We start from the raw sequence: 19,321 nt of genomic DNA, 5'->3' as shown, positions 1-19,321 counted from the left end.
CGCTTTGGTGGGAGAAATGCGCTATAAGTGGTGCTCATGAATGAGCAGTCCACGGTGACCGAGAGGGTCCACGCCATTGCTGCGCGCGCCAAGCGCGCCCAACGCACGATTGCACGCGAGAATCGCGCGCGAAAGGATTCCCTTCTGCGCGCGATCGCCGCGAAGCTTGACGCGGATTGCGCTCGAATCCTCGAGGCGAATGCCGAGGATCTAGCCCGTGCGGATGAGAGCGGGATTGATCCGGGTTTGAGAGATCGCCTCGCGTTGAACCCGTCTCGCATGCAGGCGATTACCGCTCAGGTGCGCGCGACTACCGCCCTTGCCGATCCGGTCGGCGAGGTTGTGCGCGGCGGGGTGCTCGAGAACGGGCTTTCGCTCACCGAAGTCCGCGTCCCGCTCGGGGTGATCGGCATGATCTACGAGGCCAGGCCCAACGTCACCGTTGACGCGGCAGCCCTCGCACTCAAGTCGGGCAATGCCGTCATCCTTCGGGGAGGAAGCGCCGCATCGTCCACGAATCGAGCCCTGGTGGAGTCGATCCGGACCGCGCTCACGGGCGAAGGGTTTCCCGCGGAACTCGTGGCCTCCCTCGATGACCTCGGGCGTGAGGGCGTCAGTGCCCTCATGCGCGCTCGGGGTCTCGTTGATGTCCTCATCCCTCGCGGCGGGGCGGGCCTCATCTCCCGCGTTGTCGAGGAGAGCCTTGTGCCGACGATCGAGACCGGCACGGGCAACACGCACATTTTTGTCGATGAAAGCGCGGATCTTGACCGCGCGATTGACATCGTGGTGAATGCGAAAACCCAGCGCGTGGGAGTCTGCAATGCGCTCGAAAACATCCTCGTCCACGAACGCATCGCCCAGGATTTCCTTCCGCGTCTAGCTGAGGCGCTCGCCCCGAAAAACGTGGTGCTGCACGCGGATCCCCGCTCCTATGCGGTGCTCCACGGCGGGCCCGCGCGCGTCGTGGAAGCTCGAGAGGAAGATTTCTTCACCGAGTACCTATCGCTGGACCTCGCTATCAAAGTTGTTGCCGATGTGCACGAAGCGGTGGAGCACATCCGTCTTCACACGAGCGGGCATACCGAATCAATCCTCACCGCCTCGATTGAGAGTGAACGGGCCTTTATCGCGGGACTCGACTCCGCTGTCATCATGGTCAATGCCTCGACGCGCTTTAGCGACGGGGGCGAATTTGGTTTCGGCGCGGAGATCGGGATCTCCACGCAAAAGTTGCACGCGCGCGGACCCATGGCCCTGCGTGAGCTCACGAGTACCACCTGGATTGTGCGAGGCGAAGGCCACGTGAGGGGGTGAGCTTCGCGGCGTAACCCTCGCGCGCGGGGCAATGTGTGGAACAATGGCATAGCCCCTCGATGGGATGAACGATTGCGAAAGGTCTGGCATGCACGCTGATTCTCTGATCCTCGCCGAAGAGGCCGCCGCACACGCTCACGGGCCGCACCCCGCCGTGTTCGGCGTCGCGGCGTTTGTGATCCTCATGCTTTTGCTCGTGATCACGTCGCTCTTCAGCGGTCTCCACCAGGAACCGTCCTCGAACGCGAAGACAGTCGCCGAGGTTGAGCGCGAGAACCGCCGCGGCACCTCCCGCTGAGACCTTCCACATGAGCGCAAAGCGCCGGATTGGCGTGATGGGGGGGACTTTTGATCCGATCCATCACGGCCACCTCGTTGCCGCGAGCGAAGTCCAGTCGGTTTTTGGTCTTGACCAGGTGATCTTTGTCCCCACTGGGCGCCCGTGGCAGAAGTCGGGCAAAGAGATTTCCGACCCCGAACACCGTTACCTCATGACGGTCGTGGCAACGGCTGCGAACCCGCGCTTTACGGTTTCGCGCGTCGATATCGATCGACCGGGGCAGACCTACACGATCGATACGCTTCGCGACCTTCGTGCGCAATTGCCGAACGACGACCTGTTCTTCATCACGGGTGCGGACGCTCTCACGAACATCCTCACGTGGAAGGACTACAGCGAGATTTTTGACCTCGCGCACTTCGTGGGGGTCACGCGCCCCGGCCACGACATCAACACCGATGGCCTCCCGCCAAGCGGGGTGACCCTCATCGAGGTGCCCGCAATGGCGATTTCGTCAACTGACTGCCGCACGCGCGTCAAGCGGGGGGTACCGGTGTGGTACCTCGTCCCTGACGGCGTCGTGCAATACATCAACAAATACAAGCTCTATCTAGGAAGTGAGCATGACGGGAACTGAGACGCAGCTTTCCGGTCGTCGGCACGGGCGCCGCGCTCGTGCAGTGAGCGGAGACGAGAACAACACGTCGGCAACTCGCGGCGTGACGGGCGATCTCACGCTTTATGCGCGCCGCACGGCGGTGATCCCTCCGGTCGCAGACGATCAGCTTCCCGAGCTGAAGCACTACACCGGCAAGCGCGCAAAGCGCCGCGCCGATGTCCCCGTGGAACCCGCGGTGGAGGCCAAGGCTGAAGTGCAGGGATCCTCCGAGCCAGTCGCGGCCGTGGAGACCGAAGACGGCAAGGCTGCGGAAAAGACCGCGCCTCAGGAGGCTTCGGCAGCTACCTCGGACCCCCTGAGTGACGATCTTCCCGCGGCTAGCGTCGGCACGAAGAAGGGTTCATGGCCCGGTGCCCGCTTCGGACGAGCAGTCGTAACCCCTGACGAACCCACGACTGATGCGTACGCGACCGCGACTCTCGATCCTCAAGAGCTCGACAATGCCGAGGGTGCGGACACTCCCGAGGCGAGCGACGCCATCGACGGGGCCGAAAACGTCGAGACCGCACTCGCAGAGCCGGCCCTCGAACCCACCGAGCAAGAATCAGCCGAGGCTGGGCAGGCGTCGGCCTGGACCTCGGTCCCCGCCGATCCCGAAACGTCGGTGCCGAGCGCTTCCGAGGCACTCGCACCCAAGCCTGCCGATCCTGAAACTGAACCCGCCCCCGTATACGAGACGAGCGACGGGACACCGCTCTCCGACGCCTCCGAGTGGCTCGAGGTTGGTGACCTTCCCGCCGATCAGGCACCTGAGCCGAAGCCAGCGGCTCGCTTCGACGGGACGGTGCTCGACAAGCCGAGTCGCACCTCCGGCGGAATCGGCATGTGGATCACGTGGTTGCTCGTCGCAGCGATCGCGATTACCCTCGTTGTGCTTCTCGTGACCGGCGTGATTGGCCCCGGCATCGCGAAAGCGATCGCCCCCATTCCCGAGACCGTTCCCTATGACCTTTCTGGAGGACTCGCTTCGTGACCGCAACCCAGGAATCCATTGACATGGCCCGCATCGCCGGGCAGGCTGCGGCCGACAAGCTCGCGGGCAACGTGATCGCGCTCGACGTGTCTGAGCAGCTCGTCATCACCGACGTGTTCGTTGTGTGTTCAGGCGACTCGGAACGCCAGGTGAACGCGATCGTCAATGGTGTGGAAGAGGAAATGTTCAAAGCGGGCTACAAGCCGAAGCGGCGCGAGGGCGAGAACGATGCTCGCTGGATCCTCCTCGACTTCACCGACATCGTCGTGCACGTCCAGCACGCGGAGGACCGCGCGTTTTACGCCCTTGAACGCCTGTGGCGCGATGCCCCGGCGATCGACTTGGATCTTGACCTCGGCCGCGATGCGGAGGCGCAGGAGAAGTAATGGCTTCTCACCTCATCCTCGTGCGTCACGGGCAAACGGACTACAACTATGCCGGCCGCATTCAAGGTGCCTCCGATATCCCCCTCAACGAGTCGGGTCTCGCCCAGGCACGTGCGGTGGGAGAGTCCCTTGCGAGGGATAAGAGCATCACGACCGTGTACTCCTCACCGCTCAGGCGTGCGATGGCGACGGCGGAGGCAATCGCGGCGCCTCACCGGTTAGAGGTTTCATCCGACGCTCGCCTGCGCGAACGCGGCTTTGGCGACTGGGAGGGGCTGACCCGCGAGGAGATCGAAAAGGGGTGGCCTCTCGAGTTTGCGCTGTGGCGCGCCGGTGTCTCGAGCGGGCTCGAGAAGGCTCGAGTCGAGCACAGGGCGGATGTCGCGCGTCGGTTCGATGCAGCCTGTCGCGAGTTCAGTGATCGTCACGAGGCCGGCACCGTCATCGTTGTCGCGCACGGCGCCGCGATTTCTCTTGGTCTGTCCGCGATGATTGGCGCGGGTCTAGGCGATTTTTATGGCCTTGCGAGTATGGGCAACTGTCACCGCGCTGTCGTGGAAGTCAGGCGAGCGCGCGAGGGCGCTGGGTGGGTGAGGCTCACATCACTGAACCTCCCGCCGGATTTCGCTGCCGCCCCATGAGCGTGTAATATTGCTGGAGTCGCTACGGCGACGCCCAAAAAATTGGGGCTATGGCGCAGTTGGTAGCGCGTCTGCATGGCATGCAGAAGGTCACGGGTTCGAATCCCGTTAGCTCCACCATGATGCTCTTACTCGAACCCTCGACAAGAGCAATGAACTGATCGGACAGTACGTCCAGGGAGAGCCCGCCGGTTTCGGCGGGCTTTTTCGTTTGCCCCGTGCTGTCGGGGGTGGCGTCGTGCTGTGCGTGTCGTGTCTCATGGACGAGTGCTCGGGTGTCTGGGCTGTAGATGACGTCGAATGGTGCCCGGGAGGTTGCCTCGACGTGGTGCTGGCCGTTGTCGTCGGTGGTGACGAGGAGTTTGTCGAAGAGGAGCTGGTTGAACATGCGGCGGATGTGCTCGGGGGCTTGCCGGTAGGTGTTTCCGGCGTGCTGGGCGATGTCGAGCGCGATCTCGATGAGTTCGTCGGCCTCGGTGAGGTCGGCGTTGAGGGCGTCCAGGCTCCGGGTCGTGGCAGAGAGTTCTGCGTCGAGGCGTTTCTGCTCGGTGCGGAGCATGTCGATGGGGATCGCGTCGTTGTAGTGGGCTTCGAGGAACTTGCGTTGGCGACGCTCGATGGTCTGCTTCGTGTTCTCAAGCTGTTCACGTTCGGCTTCCGTGTCAGCGCGAAGTTGCTTCAGCCCGTGCCGGAGGAGTGTTTCGACGCCGCGGCGAAACTCGGGCGCGAGACTGATGCGGTCGTAGAGGTCCTGGGGTTACCCGCAAATCGTGGACACGTAGTGGAGCTACCTAGTGGTTAGGCAGCTATTTCTTTTCTGCTAGTGATTAGACCAATTTGGTTCTCAAAGTCGACGGGGCTGACCATACCGAGTGCGGAATGTCGGCGTCGACGGTTGTAGACGACTTCAATCCAGTAGGCAACGGCCTTGCGTGCAGCATCACGGGTCGTCCAGCGCTTACGGTCGTAGAACTCGGTTTTAAGCGTCGACCAGAACGACTCAGCCATCGCGTTATCGAAGCACACACCAGTACGCCCCACGGACTGAGCAATGCTCAGGCTGCGGCAAACCTCCCAGAGCTGCTCGCTAGTGAATTGAGCTCCGCGGTCAGCGTGAAACACCAGCCCATCAGGAACGTCACCACGCAACGTGTGCGCCATCCGCAGGGCTCGCTCGACCAGGGAAGTATCTTGAACGCTATCCATAGCCCAGCCCAGCACCCGGCGGGAATGGCCATCGCGGACCGCGCACAAGTACAACCAGCCTTCACCGGTGCGCAAGTAGGTAATATCTGACATCCACACCCGGTTGAGCTCACCAGTATCAAACATGCGCTTGACCAGGTCAGGAAGCGTGGACTTACGCTTAGCTTGAATCGTTGTCACCGGGACAAAGGCCCGCGGTGAAATCCCCTCAATCCCCATCATGCACATCCGTTTAGCCACAGTCTTACGGTTAAGCGCAATGTGGTAGCGCTCGGCAAGTTCTGCGGTGATCCGCGGCGCACCATAAACCTCATCGGAGTCTTTCCAAATCCGGTGAATCTTGCGGTCAACATCATCGTAAAATGCTGCACGATCATCTTCGCCCGATAGTCGCTTCTGCTGCGTATGGGCCCATTTGTAGTATCCAGACCGAGACACTTTTAAAAGCCGTGCCATGCGCTTGATGCTGTAGTTCGCCTTCTCCTGCTGCATCAATTCGAACTTTTCTGCTCGCGTTGCTTCGCAGCGAAGAAGGCTGTCGCTTTTGACAAAAACTCGTTATCCATCTTGGCTTCAGCCAGCTCCCGACGAAGACGAGCATTCTCAGCACGAAGATCAGCCTCGCTCATCCCATCTGATGCTCCTCGGCGCTCACGCTCGAGTTTGACCCACCGGCCTAAAAGCCCGGCGGACACACCAATCTTCTTAGCCACATGAGCAATCGGACGCCGCGACTCTATTACCAGGTTCGCGGCTTCACGCCGATACTCCGGCGTGTACTTCTTGCGCTGTTGACTCACAATGAACATCCTCTCCTACGGACACAAGATCCGCACTAATAGGGTGTCCACTAAACGAGGGTAACCTCACGAGGCCGCAAAGCGATCCGCTCAAGCGCCTGCGCTACGTCCTCGGGGGCGATCTCACTTCGGGAGTCGCCAGCAGCGACGAGGGCCGCTTCTGTCCAAATGAACGTCAGCTCAGCGGCCGACCAACCGTGGGTGAGCCTGGCAATATCTTCCAACGGCATAACCGGCGCGGTCTTGAGGTGAGCACCTGCGACCTTGAGAATCTCATACCGATCCGCGAGGGAAGGGAGACCGAACTCAATCTCCCAATCGAATCGACCAGGTCGAGTCAACGCGGGGTCAAGTGTGTCGACCCGGTTTGTAGCGGCGATGACGATCACGCTCTTGCCCTTGTTGTCGAAGCCGTCCATCAGAGTGAGGAGTTGGGCGACCAGTCGCTTAGAAGCCTCGTGCGAGTCGCCAGTTCGCTTCTCGGCGATGCTATCGATCTCATCGAAGAAGATGATCGCCCGACCGCTCTCGCTCTTGGTTGCCGCCTCAAAGATCCTTCGAAGTGTACCCTCGGTGTCTCCGAGCCACTTACTGATGATCGACGGGCCGCTGATCAAGTAGAAGTCTGCTTTGGACTCCCTGGCAATAATTCGCGCTAGATGTGTCTTTCCGGTGCCAGGCTGCCCCGTAAACAGAACTCCCTTGACCGGGCGGGCGCCGATCTTATCGAGTTGCTCCCGACGCTCGAGCTGGGTCTCAATAAGCTCTTTGGCCCGAGCCACTACGTCCGGGTATCCGCCAAAGTCCTCAAAGGTTGGACCTTCGGTTGCGTTGTCGCGGAGGTACTCGGACTCAACGTTCTCAGTGTCGTCACCGATAATCCCGCTTTTGATAGGGCGCTCAGAGACCACTTCCAGCACGCCTTGGGCGTCGTTGTACTCCACCATGTTGCCGGGTTTGACAATCACTTTGCGCGTATTCTTGACGCGCTGGAATCCGACTCCGCTGTCAACAATGATGGAGCCGTCATCCATAACTCGTCGCACCGCACCGATCTGGCCCGAATCGTGCCAGAGATCACTAGGCGCAAATTCCCAGCCGTTTTGCCCAACGATGAGCAAGTCGCCAGGTTCGATCTTGTCAGTTCCGTTTAAATTCGAGACACGGCCGATCTGACCGCCCTGTGTCTGAAAATGAACTGTCTGGTCCTCGTGATCGACTCGAAGCGTTTTGAATAGCTGACCGATGAACATCGGATTACTCATACCTCAAACGCTCCCACCGGACTACTTGCAGCATCGACATCTTCGGGAGTGGGTGGAAGCAAGGACTCCGGATCGATGTCCGCCACCTCGCACAGGCCAATGAAATGATCGGCGTCAAGACAGCGCATAAATTCAAAAACCGAAGAAATCGCGGTTGCAACTTCATCCGGACTAACAGTGATATCTGTCGCAGGGGACTCGCTGTGAGAATACGCGTGCGAGTACCTGATGAGTCGAAGTCGAAGCGCGTCCGCGTTGCCCTGATAGTCCGCTGCTCGCAGCAGGTCTGCCGACTTCCGCATTGCACTATTGAGATTGCCGACCCACTCGGGATGTTTGAAGGCGAGGAAGCTCTCGAGCACTCGTCGGATGACGTTTGGAAATAGCAGCTGAGCGTTGAGCCGGTTCTCCGTGGAATCGTCTTCGGCGAGCTGGAGCCGCGCATCAGCCAGAGCCATGAACGCATGATGATAGGTCGAACGAATCATCTTGCGTTCACGCTCTGAGGGAGGCCACTTTGTAAGCGCCGGACGCCGCTTCGTCGTGCCGCCTTGCGTTAGATGCCGTGAGCGAATCTCGTAGAAATTGGTTGGATAGACCTCCTTGAACTTGCGGCCGTCCTCCATCTTGCCGCTTCTATGAAGCGCCTCGATCTGGATATCCCACTGCCGGAAAAGCTCGAAATTATGCGTGAGCAGGAACAGCTGGGCGACGTGATCCTTCACGATCGTTTCGGTCCAGATATAAGCGGAGACCCCCATGAAGATGTCGCTATCGAGGCTGGAGACGGGGTCGTCGATGATCACAATGGGCTTCCCCTTGGACGAGTCGAACTTGGCGACTTGCTCCAGGAAGTGAATCAGCGTGATAGCGGTTCGCTCGCCGAGACTGAGTCCCTGCGCAGGCTGCCCGTCACGGGTGACTCGATAACGTCCGTCTCCCAGTTCAAACTTGAGCTCGTTGCGACCGAGCAGTCGTGTCACCTCGTCAGTGAGAACCTTCGCACTCGGCATCGGGTCACCGTCGACGGTTTCGAGAGAGGTGATGTTGGAACGAATGTCAGCGATGGTCTCGTCGAGAGCTTTGCCCTCAGCTTTGGCTGCAGCGGCTTTGGCGGAGTTTTCGCTGACGCTCGACTCCGACGCCTTCAGGTAGTGCAGTTCGATTGCCTGTGCTGCCGCCTGGACCAGTTGGTCGTGCTGGCTGACACGATCGTTGTGCTCAGTTCTGAGCCCGAGCATTGCCGTCGCCGACACTGTTGGTGGCTCAGCAACGACCGAATCCACTGGACTCAGGACGTTACTTAGCTTCGTCTCGGCTCTTGCAAGTACTTCGGTGGCCCAGGACTTGAGGGCTGTCAGTTCCGTCCGAACCTCGGTGTTCGCCTCGTCGTAGCGTGGCCGGAGGTCTTCGAAGAAGAGACCTTTGCTTGGGAGACCTGCAATCGCAGCGTCTACCGACGTTGTTACTGCTCGAAGGTCAGTGATCGCGGAGTGGAGATCCGACTGCAGACGCTGAACGGCATCAGAGAAGTGCTGGTCAATGAGGGTGCGCCGTTCGTCAGAAAGCGGAGCGCCACAGAAGATGCAGGTCTCGACGCCGCCGTGGAGATGCCGTCCTTCATCGACCCAACTCGTCGCATCTGGATGGGCTTCCAACGTGTCGAGGATGATGGTCGTTGGGGTTGTGGAAAGCGCAGTCGCCAGGCGTTGGCGCAGCCCATCAGGTGCGGCAACCGTAAGCTGATTCTTGGGTATCGCATCGGCTTTGTCGGAGTTAACGACTCCGATATTGTTCTGCAGCTCCTGCTCAGTGAGTAGTCTCCAGGCGGCGTGAGATCCTGCGAAGGCGTTACGCACCGTACCAGCGCTGAAGTTGCTACGCGAGTGCCATCGACCACCGGCTCTACTTGCGGCGTCGACGACCTGCTGGGACACGGTGCGGTATGCAGTATCGATGGCCTGGTTAGCGTCGCGCTCGATCTTCGTTTGGTGTTCGCGTTCCTTAGTTTTGTTCGCCAGTTCTTCCCGAAGCTTTTCGAGCTTCCGCTCTGCGTCGGCGGGTTTCTCTCCGATGGTGAGAACGGCAGGCATATCAGCGTTTCCAGCGGTGAAGTTGTGACTTCGTGCAACGTAATGCTCACTGAAGACATGGATTCGATCGAAGAGATCATCGTCACTGCCGTTGGTTGTTCGTGCTACACCGTCGTCAATTGCCACAGAGAGACGTCGAAAACCTTCTGCGTCTGCCGCATTTCGTAGCCCGTCAATGGCCCCTGCCAGCGAGGTCTTGCCTGTACCGTTCGGGCCATAGATGACGTTGATGCGTGCAAAATCGGGCAGCGTCGAGTCCCACTGGTAATTCTCGAAGAATCCACAGTTCTTCATCCACTCGATTCGCTTCAGCATCAGTCGCCACCCCGGGCGCTCAGCCCGAAGAACCGCTCGAAGAACGCGCCAAGCTTCTGGATCACGCGTTGCTTCTTCTCGCCGTGTCCGCCATCAGCAGAGAAGCGCGACACGGGCGGAAGCACTTTCGTAATTGCTGTGCCGCTGGTGCGGATCTGACCGTCCCGGAACGCGGTCTCGACGAAGACGCGGGTCTCGTCGGGGCGAAGGTTCTCATCGGCGATGATTGTGTCGAGTTCGGCTTCGCGCTTGGCGGCGATGAATGCGCGCCATTCCTGGTCGATCTCACCGTCCACGGAGAGGGAATCGACAAAGTCCTCGATAAGGTCTTTCTTGTTGCGCAGGGTCGGGCTGGCGTCCACGGCGCGGGTGATTTCGGCGCGGATCTCTTTGTCGTCACCGTCGCCGCGTTCATCACGGTACTTCTGGACGAGCATGAGGATGTAATCGACGTTGATCTCAACCTGCTTGATCAGCTCGATCTCGAAGACCACGTCGTCGTTGATCTGCTCCTTATCGGCATCCTTGTCCTTGCGGAACTCCGCATACAGGTCGAGGTAGATGCTGCGGTAGTCCTGGCCCTGTCGGTCGGTGAGGATTGCGTTGCCGGTGAACTCGTCGAACGAGGTGAGGATGTTCTGCAGGCGCAAGATCGCACCGAACAGAGCAATGAATTCTTTCTGAGCGCTCTCGCCGATGATCGGCTGGCCGAGAGGGAAGTCGGTCAGGAGTTCATGAGCTTTCTCTGCGTAGTCGTTGTAGTACTCGCCGTACGGTTTGAGCAGTACAACACCGCGGGCGTCTTTGTTTCCGAAGAGCGCGATCGCGTCGTTGGTCTCTTCTTCGAGGTCGCGGAAGCTAACGATGTTGCCGTAGGTCTTGACGGAGTTCAGGATGCGGTTGGTGCGCGAGTATGCCTGGATCAGCCCGTGTGCGCGCAGGTTCTTATCGACGAACAGGGTATTCAGCGTGGTTGCGTCGAAGCCGGTGAGGAACATGTTCACGACAATGACCAGGTCAATCTCGCGCCGCTTCAACTTGAGCGAGAGGTCTTTGTAGTAGTTCTGGAACCGGTCGGCAGAAGTGTCGAAGGACGTGCCAAACATGTCGTTGTAGTCCTGGATCGCATCCTCCAGGAACGAGCGCGCATCCATGTTCAACGCGCCGGTGTCGAAGCCCTCTTCGTCAAGCGCACCATCTTCGACGGCGTCGTTTGCACCATAGGAGTAGATCAGACCGACCTTCAGTCGCTTGTCAGAGGGCAGACCCTCCTGTTGAAGCTGGAAGTGGTTGTAGTAGGTTCGTGCGGCATCAATCGACGCCGTGGCAAATAGTGCGTTAAAGCCACGCACGCGGCGCTCCCCGAGCGTGTAGTGCTCGGCACGCTTGGTCTTCTGATCGAAGTGCCCGAGCGTGTACTTCACGATCTGGCTGATCCGCTCCGGGGCGAGCAGTGCTTTCTCGGTGTCAATCGCCGAGACCTGCTTATCGACGACGTTGCCGACCTTGATGGTATTGACGTAGTCGATCCGGAAGGGCAGCACGTTCTTATCGGTGATCGCATCGACGATCGTGTAGGTGTGCAGCTTCTCACCGAACGCCTGCTCTGTGGTCTTCAACTGCGGGTTCCCGCCACTGCCGGAATTCGCCGCGAAGATCGGCGTTCCCGTGAAACCAAACAGGTTATACCGCTTGAACGCCTTCGTGATCGCGGTGTGCATATCGCCAAACTGCGAACGGTGACACTCGTCGAAGATGATCACGACGTGCCCGTCATAGATCGCGTGCCTCTTGTTCGCAGCGATGAACGTTGAGAGCTTCTGGATCGTCGTGATGATGATCCGTGCGCCCGGATCTTCGAGCTGCTTCTTGAGCACCGCGGTCGAGGTGTTGGAGTTCGCTGCGCCCTTCTCGAACCGGTCGTACTCCCGCATCGTCTGATAGTCGAGGTCCTTACGGTCCACGACGAACAGCACCTTGTCGACGCTCTGCAGCTTTGACGCGAGCTGCGCCGCCTTGAACGAGGTCAGGGTCTTACCGGACCCGGTGGTGTGCCAGACGTACCCGCCCGCAGCGACAGTGCCGAGGGTCTTGTAGTTCGCAGAGATATCAATCTTCTGCAGAATCCGCTCAGTCGCCATGATCTGATACGGGCGCATCACCAGCAACATCCGGTCAGCGGTGAGCACGCAGTACTTCGTCAGGATGTTCAGCAGAGAATGCTTCGCGAAAAACGTCTTGGCAAACGCCGACAGATCCTGGATCGGCTTGTTCTGCGCATCCGCCCACCACGACGTGAACTCGAACGAGTTCGACGTCTTCCGCACCCGCTTAGAGCCAGCCGCTTCGCTCAAGTGCTGGCGACGAGTGGTGTTCGAGTAATACTTCGTCAACGTGCCATTCGAGATCACGAACAACTGCACATACTCGAAGAGCCCAGAGCCTGCCCAGAAACTGTCCCGCTGGTACCGGTCGATCTGGTTGAACGCTTCACGAATATCAACGCCTCGACGCTTTAGCTCGATGTGCACCATCGGCAGCCCGTTCACCAGCACCGTTACGTCGTAGCGATTTGATCGAGCAGAACCGCCGTCGCCCTGGCCGATCTCGTACTGGTTGATCACCTGCAGACGGTTGTTGTGAATGTTCTGCTTATCGATCAGCAGGATGTTCTTCACCGAACCGTCATCACGCTTCATCAGCTGAACGTGATCCTCCTGGATCCGCACCGTCTTCTCAACGATGCCATCGTTCGCGCCCGCGATCCGCTCCGAGAAGAACTGCTCCCACTCAGCATCCGAGAACGTCACCGAGTTCAGCGCTTCAAGCTGTGCACGAAGGTTCGCGACCAACTGCGTTTCCGACGTGATCGGCAGATACTCGTACGCCTGAGAGTCAAGCAGACGGATCAGCTCACGCTCAAGCTCCGCCTCCGACTGATACGAGCCAGCACCCACCCCGTCAGGGATGTACTCAGCAACAACCGTGCTCTCCGACGACACCGCGATCGGATCATATTTACGTGGAGTCAAATTGGTCATGCCGCAGCCTCCTCGAACGTGAGCAGCTTGTCGCGGTAGTACTCGTACTGCTTACGCCGCGCCGCCAGCTCGGCAGGTAGGCCGACGCTGAGGTCGTTGACAAGAGCATCGAAGCGATCGAGTAGAGCAACGACGCGCTCTTGCACCTCGCGCGGCGGAAGCGGGATCTCCACCGACCGCACGATATCCGCATTCAAGTTCTGGACTGTTCCCGCGCCTGCTCGGCGCTTGAACTCCTCCTGCACCGGAGCCGAACGAAGCAAGTAATAGAGGTAGTCCGCAACGTAGGAGTCCCCAAAATCACTGATCGCAAGCCAACCGTCGTGGATATACCCCTCGATCTTTGAGATGTATGGACGTCCGAAGCTCATTGAGTTGGAGAGCACAAAGTCACCAGGCATCACGCGCCGTGATTTCGCTGCGCCAGCGAGGGTGACACGCTGGCCGGTTCGCGTGATGTACTTGCCATCCGCCGGGACATCGCCAATCTTGATCCACGGCGCACCGTCCGGATCATCGGTCAGGAACTGCTGAATCGGGCGCGGAGAAGCGCCGCGGACGATCGTCGCGACGTCTCCGAACTTCACACGAGGAACATCCTGCTCCACCGTTAGGAGTTCGCCTGCGTAATAGTCGTACTGTGTGCGGCGGGCTTCCAGCTCCGCTTCCAGCTCCGCTTCCAGCTGAGTGAACTGATCCAACACTCGCACGATCTCCCGCTGCACCTCGAGAGGCGGAACCGGGATTCGATAAGCCCTGACACGATTGTCGGGGATTGAGGGATAGTTACCCGCGACCTGGTTCGCCTCAACGTATTGACGGAAGGTGTCGGCACCAAGAATGTGCGCTAAGAAGTTCGTGAGAACGACGGAGGTGTCTGGCCGAAGCACACAGTAGCCGGTGCTGGCGATCTTGAGGTTACCCTCGTTTAGTGGACACCCTATTAGTGCGGATCTTGTGTCCGTAGGAGAGGATGTTCATTGTGAGTCAACAGCGCAAGAAGTACACGCCGGAGTATCGGCGTGAAGCCGCGAACCTGGTAATAGAGTCGCGGCGTCCGATTGCTCATGTGGCTAAGAAGATTGGTGTGTCCGCCGGGCTTTTAGGCCGGTGGGTCAAACTCGAGCGTGAGCGCCGAGGAGCATCAGATGGGATGAGCGAGGCTGATCTTCGTGCTGAGAATGCTCGTCTTCGTCGGGAGCTGGCTGAAGCCAAGATGGATAACGAGTTTTTGTCAAAAGCGACAGCCTTCTTCGCTGCGAAGCAACGCGAGCAGAAAAGTTCGAATTGATGCAGCAGGAGAAGGCGAACTACAGCATCAAGCGCATGGCACGGCTTTTAAAAGTGTCTCGGTCTGGATACTACAAATGGGCCCATACGCAGCAGAAGCGACTATCGGGCGAAGATGATCGTGCAGCATTTTACGATGATGTTGACCGCAAGATTCACCGGATTTGGAAAGACTCCGATGAGGTTTATGGTGCGCCGCGGATCACCGCAGAACTTGCCGAGCGCTACCACATTGCGCTTAACCGTAAGACTGTGGCTAAACGGATGTGCATGATGGGGATTGAGGGGATTTCACCGCGGGCCTTTGTCCCGGTGACAACGATTCAAGCTAAGCGTAAGTCCACGCTTCCTGACCTGGTCAAGCGCATGTTTGATACTGGTGAGCTCAACCGGGTGTGGATGTCAGATATTACCTACTTGCGCACCGGTGAAGGCTGGTTGTACTTGTGCGCGGTCCGCGATGGCCATTCCCGCCGGGTGCTGGGCTGGGCTATGGATAGCGTTCAAGATACTTCCCTGGTCGAGCGAGCCCTGCGGATGGCGCACACGTTGCGTGGTGACGTTCCTGATGGGCTGGTGTTTCACGCTGACCGCGGAGCTCAATTCACTAGCGAGCAGCTCTGGGAGGTTTGCCGCAGCCTGAGCATTGCTCAGTCCGTGGGGCGTACTGGTGTGTGCTTCGATAACGCGATGGCTGAGTCGTTCTGGTCGACGCTTAAAACCGAGTTCTACGACCGTAAGCGCTGGACGACCCGTGATGCTGCACGCAAGGCCGTTGCCTACTGGATTGAAGTCGTCTACAACCGTCGACGCCGACATTCCGCACTCGGTATGGTCAGCCCCGTCGACTTTGAGAACCAAATTGGTCTAATCACTAGCAGAAAAGAAATAGCTGCCTAACCACTAGGTAGCTCCACTACGTGTCCACGATTTGCGGGTAACCCCACTCGTCGATCTGTCATGGCGGAGGTAGCGGCATGAGTGCGGCATCGTGGTGGCAGCGTTTGTTTCGCAGGAAGCCCGCCGTCGTACCCAACCAAACTACGGCTGATCCGAAACGCCCAGATCTTCGCGAGTTCATCTATCTCGACGAAGTAAGTCTCTTAAGTCTTTTGTCCTCGCAGAACGGCGAGGTGACGGATTCCAAGTCTGAGCAGGCCAGCGAGGGTAGCGAAGCATCGATTGACGCGACGGCAGGTGTCAGTCCTGGGGTGATCGCCAAGGCTGAGACCACCTCGCGCTATCAGACGAACAACAGCAGCACGATCCAGACGTCCCGCAAGGCCACTGCCCAGTCCCGATTTCGCGACCTGCATTCTATTGATGGACTCCGAATCATCGAACCCATTGTCGTTGGTACCCCCGCAAAAGACATCGAGAGTCTCAAGAAGATTGACACGCTCTCCGAGCTTGCCTCTGAAGCAGAACTGCACCGCGGAAAACTGGTTGAACTACGTGTAAAGCTCGCCGCTGATCCGGTGTTTCACCTCGGCACGATGGTCTCTGAGTTCACGTCAATGGCCGAAGACTATCCAGAAATGTTCGCCGCCGAGGGCGGACTTGCAACCCTGCAGGAAGTTCAGCCGATCAACAAGATCTTGAAAAGGCTACTTGCGGGATTGGTGCCGATCCGAGCGGTCGCAGTCGACTACGTTGTTGTGGAGATCGACGAGGTCAAGTACGTCGCACACAAGCAGCTCATCGAAGGGCTCAAGCTCAAGAATCAGCCGCTAGAGATCGTTGGGGTGACCGAACAAGAAGCCTATTGGAAAGATCTACGTCGAGTCCTTTTCTCGGAAGCCGAGTTCACCGTGCTCGCACGAATCTCTCAATCCGGTCTTCAGGAATCTTGGACACCAGTAAAACTTGCTGACTTGTTCACAGACGTCACACCGAATCTCGTGGAGCAGATCAATGCTGCTGGACGTGTCCCGTTCAGCCGTGCATCTTCCAAGCCGGTCGAGAGTGCGCCCGATGCGAAGCTCGCCGCCGCACTGTTGCACTACGTCGATTCACTTCTTCGTGAAGTCTCTTGGTCGCTGGAACCTGACCAGGAGGAAGCCGTCGCTCAACGCATCGCGGAGCTGAAGTCGCGTTCAGCGACCGTGTCAGATCAAACGAGCGCCTTCTCGTTGATCACGAGTTTCGTGCTCGAGTTGGTCGGTGGGGAACTCGACTCGGCGCGCGCGCTGGAGCTTCGTACTGCGGCCCGCGAAGCTGTCGGGCTCTCGCTCTTCCCGGCCTCAAGCTCGCTCAGTCATGCCGCGCCGACGGCTCCAGAACCTAAAGAAGGCGATGAGCCATTGCTGCTAGACGTGGAGTTCGTCGCGATCTACTGGTAGTAAGCTATTCCTTGAATCGAAAACTATCGAACCCGTCCATGCACGTCCCGCGTCCGTACGTTCTTCTTACGCAACTGGGCGAGCACGGTGCTGGCGTTCACACCGAACTGTTCACCGACCCTTGCTAGCGACAGCCCAGATTCATAGAGGCGAACCATCTCGTCGATCTGTTCAGCGGTCGGTGAAGTGCGTCGGAGGACGACGCCTTGCCGCTTCAGGGCAGCACTGATCGTCACTCGATGACAGCCGTACTCGGCGGCGAGCTCGTAGACCGTCTTCCCTGCTTCATAGGCTTTGACGATCTCGCCGGCCTTCTCGTCTGAGAGTCGCGGCTGCGTCGTGCACTTACGGCGTCCCTTCTCCTGCCGAAGCTCGCGGGCTTGTTCGGTTGAGAGGTGATGGTGTGCCTTCCGTAGTTCGTTTGCATGCGAGGAGAACAGTCCCACGTCGAACTAAAACCCCAGGTTGCCGGTATGAGCGCGTGGGGTTTTTCGTTTGTCGCGGGCCGACTTCCTCTGGGTGAGACGCGCAGCACACTGTGCGCTTTCCTCGCTAGGCTTGCTCCATGACTGAGACAGCAACAATTTTTCATGACCTGACACAGTTCATCGCGGAGCCGCGCTTTTCTGGCCTGGCACTTTCGCCCGCAGGCGACCGCCTTATCGCGGTACGCACCGAACTCAATCAGAAGAAAAACGCGTATGTGAGTGCTCTGTGGGAGCTTCCGTGCGGCGGAGGCGACACCCGCAAGCCACGCCGTCTCACGCGCGGCCTCGAAGGGGAGGCCCTCGCGGGCATCACCAATGAGGGCGACATTCTCTTCACGGCAAAGCGCGACACGGGCGATGACGACAGCGAACAGCGCCTCTTTCTTCTTCCGAGCGGCGGGGGAGAGGCCCGCGTCGTCGCGAAGCGGTACTCGGGCTTTGGTGGTCTTAGCGTTGCGCGCGAAAGCGGTCACATCGCGCTCGTGAGCGGGGTGCATCCTCACGCGAAGGACGCCGAAGACGACGCTCGCATCGCGAAAGAGCGCGAAGACAAGAAATTTACGGGCATCCTCCACACCGGCTATCCCGTGCGGGCATGGGATCACGACCTTGGCCCTACCGTGAGCCAGATCTTCGTTGCCGAGCCGCTCGATACCGAGGACGGCGACGCCCAACTCGAGCTTCGCCAGCTCACCCACTTTGCCCCTCATGAACGGGTCTCGGGTGCCCAGATTAGTTCCGACGGTCGCTTCATTTACGCGACGCTGAATCGCACGGTGCGCGGGATCAACTCTTTCAGTACCGTGGTGAAGATCGACGTTGAGTCCGGATCCGTCACGACACTTGCCGAAGAAGACGGCATCCATCACATGCTCGAAGCGGTGAGCCCCGCGGGGGATTACCTCCTCCTTGCCCGTGAGCAGGCGGTGAGCCGAACGGTGCCGCTGAAGCTCGAGTACTCGATCTACAACCTTGAAACCGGCGAGCGCACTGTGACGGCGACGAATTTCTCCGACTGGATTGGCTGTGTCGCGATCACGCCTTGTGGCAAAAACATTTACTTTACGGCCGATCATGAAGGCCGCGGCGGAATCTTCAAGCTCGATACTGAGGAAGGAACCGTCGGGCTCCTCACCGAAGGGAAGTTCCACTACTCCCACCTCGCCCTTGATGAGCGAAGCGGAACCCTTGTGGCGCTTCAGGACGCCATCGACCAGCCGCCTCTTCCCGTGCGTCTCGATCCCGACACGCGCGAGGTGAGCCGCATCGATGCTCGTCTTGAGGCTCCCGAGGTGCCCGGCGATCTCACGGAATTCAGCATTGAAGCCGAGGATGGCACGAGCGTGCGCTCGTGGCTGTGCATGCCGAAGGACGCGAGTGAAACAAACCCTGCGCCGCTTCTTTTGTGGATTCACGGTGGCCCCTTCGGCTCGTGGAACAGCTGGAGTTGGCGCTGGAACCCGTGGACGGCCGTCGCCCGTGGCTACGCGGTGCTCCTTCCCGACCCCGCCATCTCGACCGGGTACGGCCAAGGCATGATCGACCGCGGTTGGGACCAGCTCGGCGGAAGCCCGTTCGACGACATCATGCGGGCCACGAAGGCAGCACTCGAACGCCCCGAGATTGACGAAAGTAAGAAGGCCGCGCTTGGCGGATCCTACGGCGGCTACATGGCGAACTGGGTAGCGGGCCACACGGGAGACTTCTTCGACTGCATCGTCACGCATGCGTCCCTGTGGAATATCGACCAGTTCCGCCACACGACCGACGCTGGCCAGCACTGGGGTGCCCACATCGATGATGCTCATGTGGCCGAATACAACCCCGCTGATTCAGTGGGGGAGATTGTCGCGCCCATGCTCGTGATCCACGGCGATAAGGATTACCGCGTTCCGATCGGAGAGGGTCTGCGTCTCTGGTACGAGCTGCTTGAGGCCTCGGGCAAGAGCCCCGAGGAGAACCCTCACAGGTTCCTCTACTTCCCGAATGAGAATCACTGGGTGCTGACGCCGAACAACGCGTTCACGTGGTACTCGACTGTCCTCGCGTTCGTGGACCGCCACGTCAAAGGGGTAGAGACCGACTACCCAGACCTGCTCGGTTAGCGCGATACCCGCTGCGCGGCTCGGCGGTTCCTAGGGTGCCGTCGGGCCGCGTTTTTCCTGCTGCAAGCGGAGCGATTCAACCAACACTCGCCGCTGCGTA

General features: G+C 59.3%; 16 protein-coding genes and 1 tRNA gene. 11 read left to right on the top strand and 6 right to left on the bottom strand.

Translation table 11 applies throughout. The annotated features are described in order from the left end of the window. Positions 1-36 precede the first annotated feature (36 nt). From HMPREF1484_RS08990 to HMPREF1484_RS11330, 8 genes are all read left to right on the top strand, one after another. Positions 37-1,317 (top strand): glutamate-5-semialdehyde dehydrogenase, encoded by a 1,281-nt coding sequence (locus HMPREF1484_RS08990; protein ID WP_016664723.1) that lies wholly within the window; start codon positions 37-39, stop codon positions 1,315-1,317. Between the two features lie 88 nt (positions 1,318-1,405). After that, positions 1,406-1,615, top strand: coding sequence for a hypothetical protein (locus HMPREF1484_RS08985; protein WP_016664722.1), 210 nt, complete (start codon positions 1,406-1,408; stop codon positions 1,613-1,615). A 10-nt stretch (positions 1,616-1,625) separates the two neighbouring features. Then, on the top strand, positions 1,626-2,234 hold the full coding sequence (gene nadD / locus HMPREF1484_RS08980) for a nicotinate-nucleotide adenylyltransferase (protein ID WP_016664721.1): 609 nt from the start codon (positions 1,626-1,628) through the stop codon (positions 2,232-2,234). Next, positions 2,221-3,249 (top strand): hypothetical protein, encoded by a 1,029-nt coding sequence (locus tag HMPREF1484_RS11005; RefSeq protein ID WP_016664720.1) that lies wholly within the window; start codon positions 2,221-2,223, stop codon positions 3,247-3,249. Before nadD ends, HMPREF1484_RS11005 begins: the two co-directional genes overlap by 14 nt. After that, the gene (gene rsfS / locus HMPREF1484_RS08970) at positions 3,246-3,635 is read left to right on the top strand and encodes a ribosome silencing factor (protein WP_016664719.1); all 390 of its coding nucleotides are present in this window, start codon (positions 3,246-3,248) and stop codon (positions 3,633-3,635) included. Before HMPREF1484_RS11005 ends, rsfS begins: the two co-directional genes overlap by 4 nt. Beyond that, complete coding sequence (locus tag HMPREF1484_RS08965; RefSeq protein WP_016664718.1) at positions 3,635-4,276, top strand: histidine phosphatase family protein; 642 nt, start codon at positions 3,635-3,637, stop codon at positions 4,274-4,276. The genes rsfS and HMPREF1484_RS08965 overlap by 1 nt, the downstream gene beginning before the upstream one ends. 44 nt (positions 4,277-4,320) lie before the next feature. After that, positions 4,321-4,396 (top strand) — tRNA-Ala (locus HMPREF1484_RS08960). Between the two features lie 139 nt (positions 4,397-4,535). Next, complete coding sequence (locus HMPREF1484_RS11330; RefSeq protein WP_147594913.1) at positions 4,536-5,078, top strand: hypothetical protein; 543 nt, start codon at positions 4,536-4,538, stop codon at positions 5,076-5,078. Here the strand turns inward: HMPREF1484_RS11330 and HMPREF1484_RS08950 are convergent. The 5 genes from HMPREF1484_RS08950 to HMPREF1484_RS08925 form a co-directional block, all read right to left on the bottom strand. Further along, positions 5,075-6,291 (bottom strand): IS3 family transposase gene (locus HMPREF1484_RS08950; RefSeq protein ID WP_096883315.1). Its coding sequence is split into 2 segments (ribosomal slippage): positions 5,075-6,030 and positions 6,030-6,291, totalling 1,218 coding nucleotides; the frame shifts between segments, so codons are not numbered across the junction. The genes HMPREF1484_RS11330 and HMPREF1484_RS08950 overlap by 4 nt on opposite strands. 41 nt (positions 6,292-6,332) lie before the next feature. Next, entirely contained in the window at positions 6,333-7,547 is a 1,215-nt protein-coding gene (locus HMPREF1484_RS08940) for a 26S protease regulatory subunit (protein ID WP_016664717.1), read from the bottom strand. Continuing rightward, positions 7,544-9,955 carry an AAA family ATPase gene (locus tag HMPREF1484_RS08935; protein ID WP_016664716.1) on the bottom strand — a complete coding sequence of 804 codons (2,412 nt, stop codon included), beginning with the start codon at positions 9,953-9,955 and terminating at the stop codon, positions 7,544-7,546. The genes HMPREF1484_RS08940 and HMPREF1484_RS08935 overlap by 4 nt, the downstream gene beginning before the upstream one ends. Next, entirely contained in the window at positions 9,955-12,996 is a 3,042-nt protein-coding gene (locus HMPREF1484_RS08930) for a type I restriction endonuclease subunit R (RefSeq protein WP_016664715.1), read from the bottom strand. The genes HMPREF1484_RS08935 and HMPREF1484_RS08930 overlap by 1 nt, the downstream gene beginning before the upstream one ends. Beyond that, the gene (locus HMPREF1484_RS08925) at positions 12,993-13,886 is read right to left on the bottom strand and encodes a restriction endonuclease subunit S (protein ID WP_016664714.1); all 894 of its coding nucleotides are present in this window, start codon (positions 13,884-13,886) and stop codon (positions 12,993-12,995) included. Before HMPREF1484_RS08925 ends, HMPREF1484_RS08930 begins: the two co-directional genes overlap by 4 nt. Before the next feature lie 83 nt (positions 13,887-13,969). Between HMPREF1484_RS08925 and HMPREF1484_RS08915 the strand changes: the two genes are divergently transcribed. Both HMPREF1484_RS08915 and HMPREF1484_RS08910 read left to right on the top strand, forming a co-directional pair. Further along, a protein-coding gene (locus HMPREF1484_RS08915) for an IS3 family transposase (protein WP_096883315.1) occupies positions 13,970-15,186 on the top strand; the annotation gives its coding sequence in 2 pieces (ribosomal slippage) (positions 13,970-14,231 and positions 14,231-15,186; 1,218 coding nt in all). Between the two features lie 77 nt (positions 15,187-15,263). Continuing rightward, positions 15,264-16,628, top strand: coding sequence for a hypothetical protein (locus tag HMPREF1484_RS08910; RefSeq protein ID WP_016664713.1), 1,365 nt, complete (start codon positions 15,264-15,266; stop codon positions 16,626-16,628). Between the two features lie 23 nt (positions 16,629-16,651). On the opposite strand, the gene HMPREF1484_RS08905 is transcribed toward HMPREF1484_RS08910, so the two are convergent. After that, entirely contained in the window at positions 16,652-17,074 is a 423-nt protein-coding gene (locus HMPREF1484_RS08905; protein ID WP_016664712.1) for a hypothetical protein, read from the bottom strand. 119 nt (positions 17,075-17,193) lie between these two features. On the opposite strand from HMPREF1484_RS08905, the gene HMPREF1484_RS08900 reads away from it, so the two are divergent. After that, positions 17,194-19,221, top strand: coding sequence for a prolyl oligopeptidase family serine peptidase (locus tag HMPREF1484_RS08900; RefSeq protein ID WP_016664711.1), 2,028 nt, complete (start codon positions 17,194-17,196; stop codon positions 19,219-19,221). Positions 19,222-19,321 lie beyond the last annotated feature (100 nt).

The organism is Dermabacter sp. HFH0086, from assembly GCF_000413375.1.
Lineage (GTDB): Bacteria > Actinomycetota > Actinomycetes > Actinomycetales > Dermabacteraceae > Dermabacter > Dermabacter hominis.
The sequence above is the reverse complement of the archived record's forward strand: the minus strand, read 5'-3'. Positions and strand labels throughout refer to the sequence as shown.

Bases quoted from the DNA above. Each gene is read 5' to 3' on its own strand.
- HMPREF1484_RS08930 (WP_016664715.1), bottom strand. From the start codon at position 12,996: ATGACCAATTTGACTCCACGTAAATATGATCCGATCGCGGTGTCGTCG.
- HMPREF1484_RS11005 (WP_016664720.1), top strand. From the start codon at position 2,221: ATGACGGGAACTGAGACGCAGCTTTCCGGTCGTCGGCACGGGCGCCGC.
- HMPREF1484_RS08935 (WP_016664716.1), bottom strand. From the start codon at position 9,955: ATGCTGAAGCGAATCGAGTGGATGAAGAACTGTGGATTCTTCGAGAAT.
- nadD (WP_016664721.1), top strand. From the start codon at position 1,626: ATGAGCGCAAAGCGCCGGATTGGCGTGATGGGGGGGACTTTTGATCCG.
- HMPREF1484_RS08965 (WP_016664718.1), top strand. From the start codon at position 3,635: ATGGCTTCTCACCTCATCCTCGTGCGTCACGGGCAAACGGACTACAAC.
- HMPREF1484_RS08910 (WP_016664713.1), top strand. From the start codon at position 15,264: ATGAGTGCGGCATCGTGGTGGCAGCGTTTGTTTCGCAGGAAGCCCGCC.
- HMPREF1484_RS08900 (WP_016664711.1), top strand. From the start codon at position 17,194: ATGACTGAGACAGCAACAATTTTTCATGACCTGACACAGTTCATCGCG.
- HMPREF1484_RS08940 (WP_016664717.1), bottom strand. From the start codon at position 7,547: ATGAGTAATCCGATGTTCATCGGTCAGCTATTCAAAACGCTTCGAGTC.
- HMPREF1484_RS08990 (WP_016664723.1), top strand. From the start codon at position 37: ATGAATGAGCAGTCCACGGTGACCGAGAGGGTCCACGCCATTGCTGCG.
- HMPREF1484_RS11330 (WP_147594913.1), top strand. From the start codon at position 4,536: ATGGACGAGTGCTCGGGTGTCTGGGCTGTAGATGACGTCGAATGGTGC.
- HMPREF1484_RS08985 (WP_016664722.1), top strand. From the start codon at position 1,406: ATGCACGCTGATTCTCTGATCCTCGCCGAAGAGGCCGCCGCACACGCT.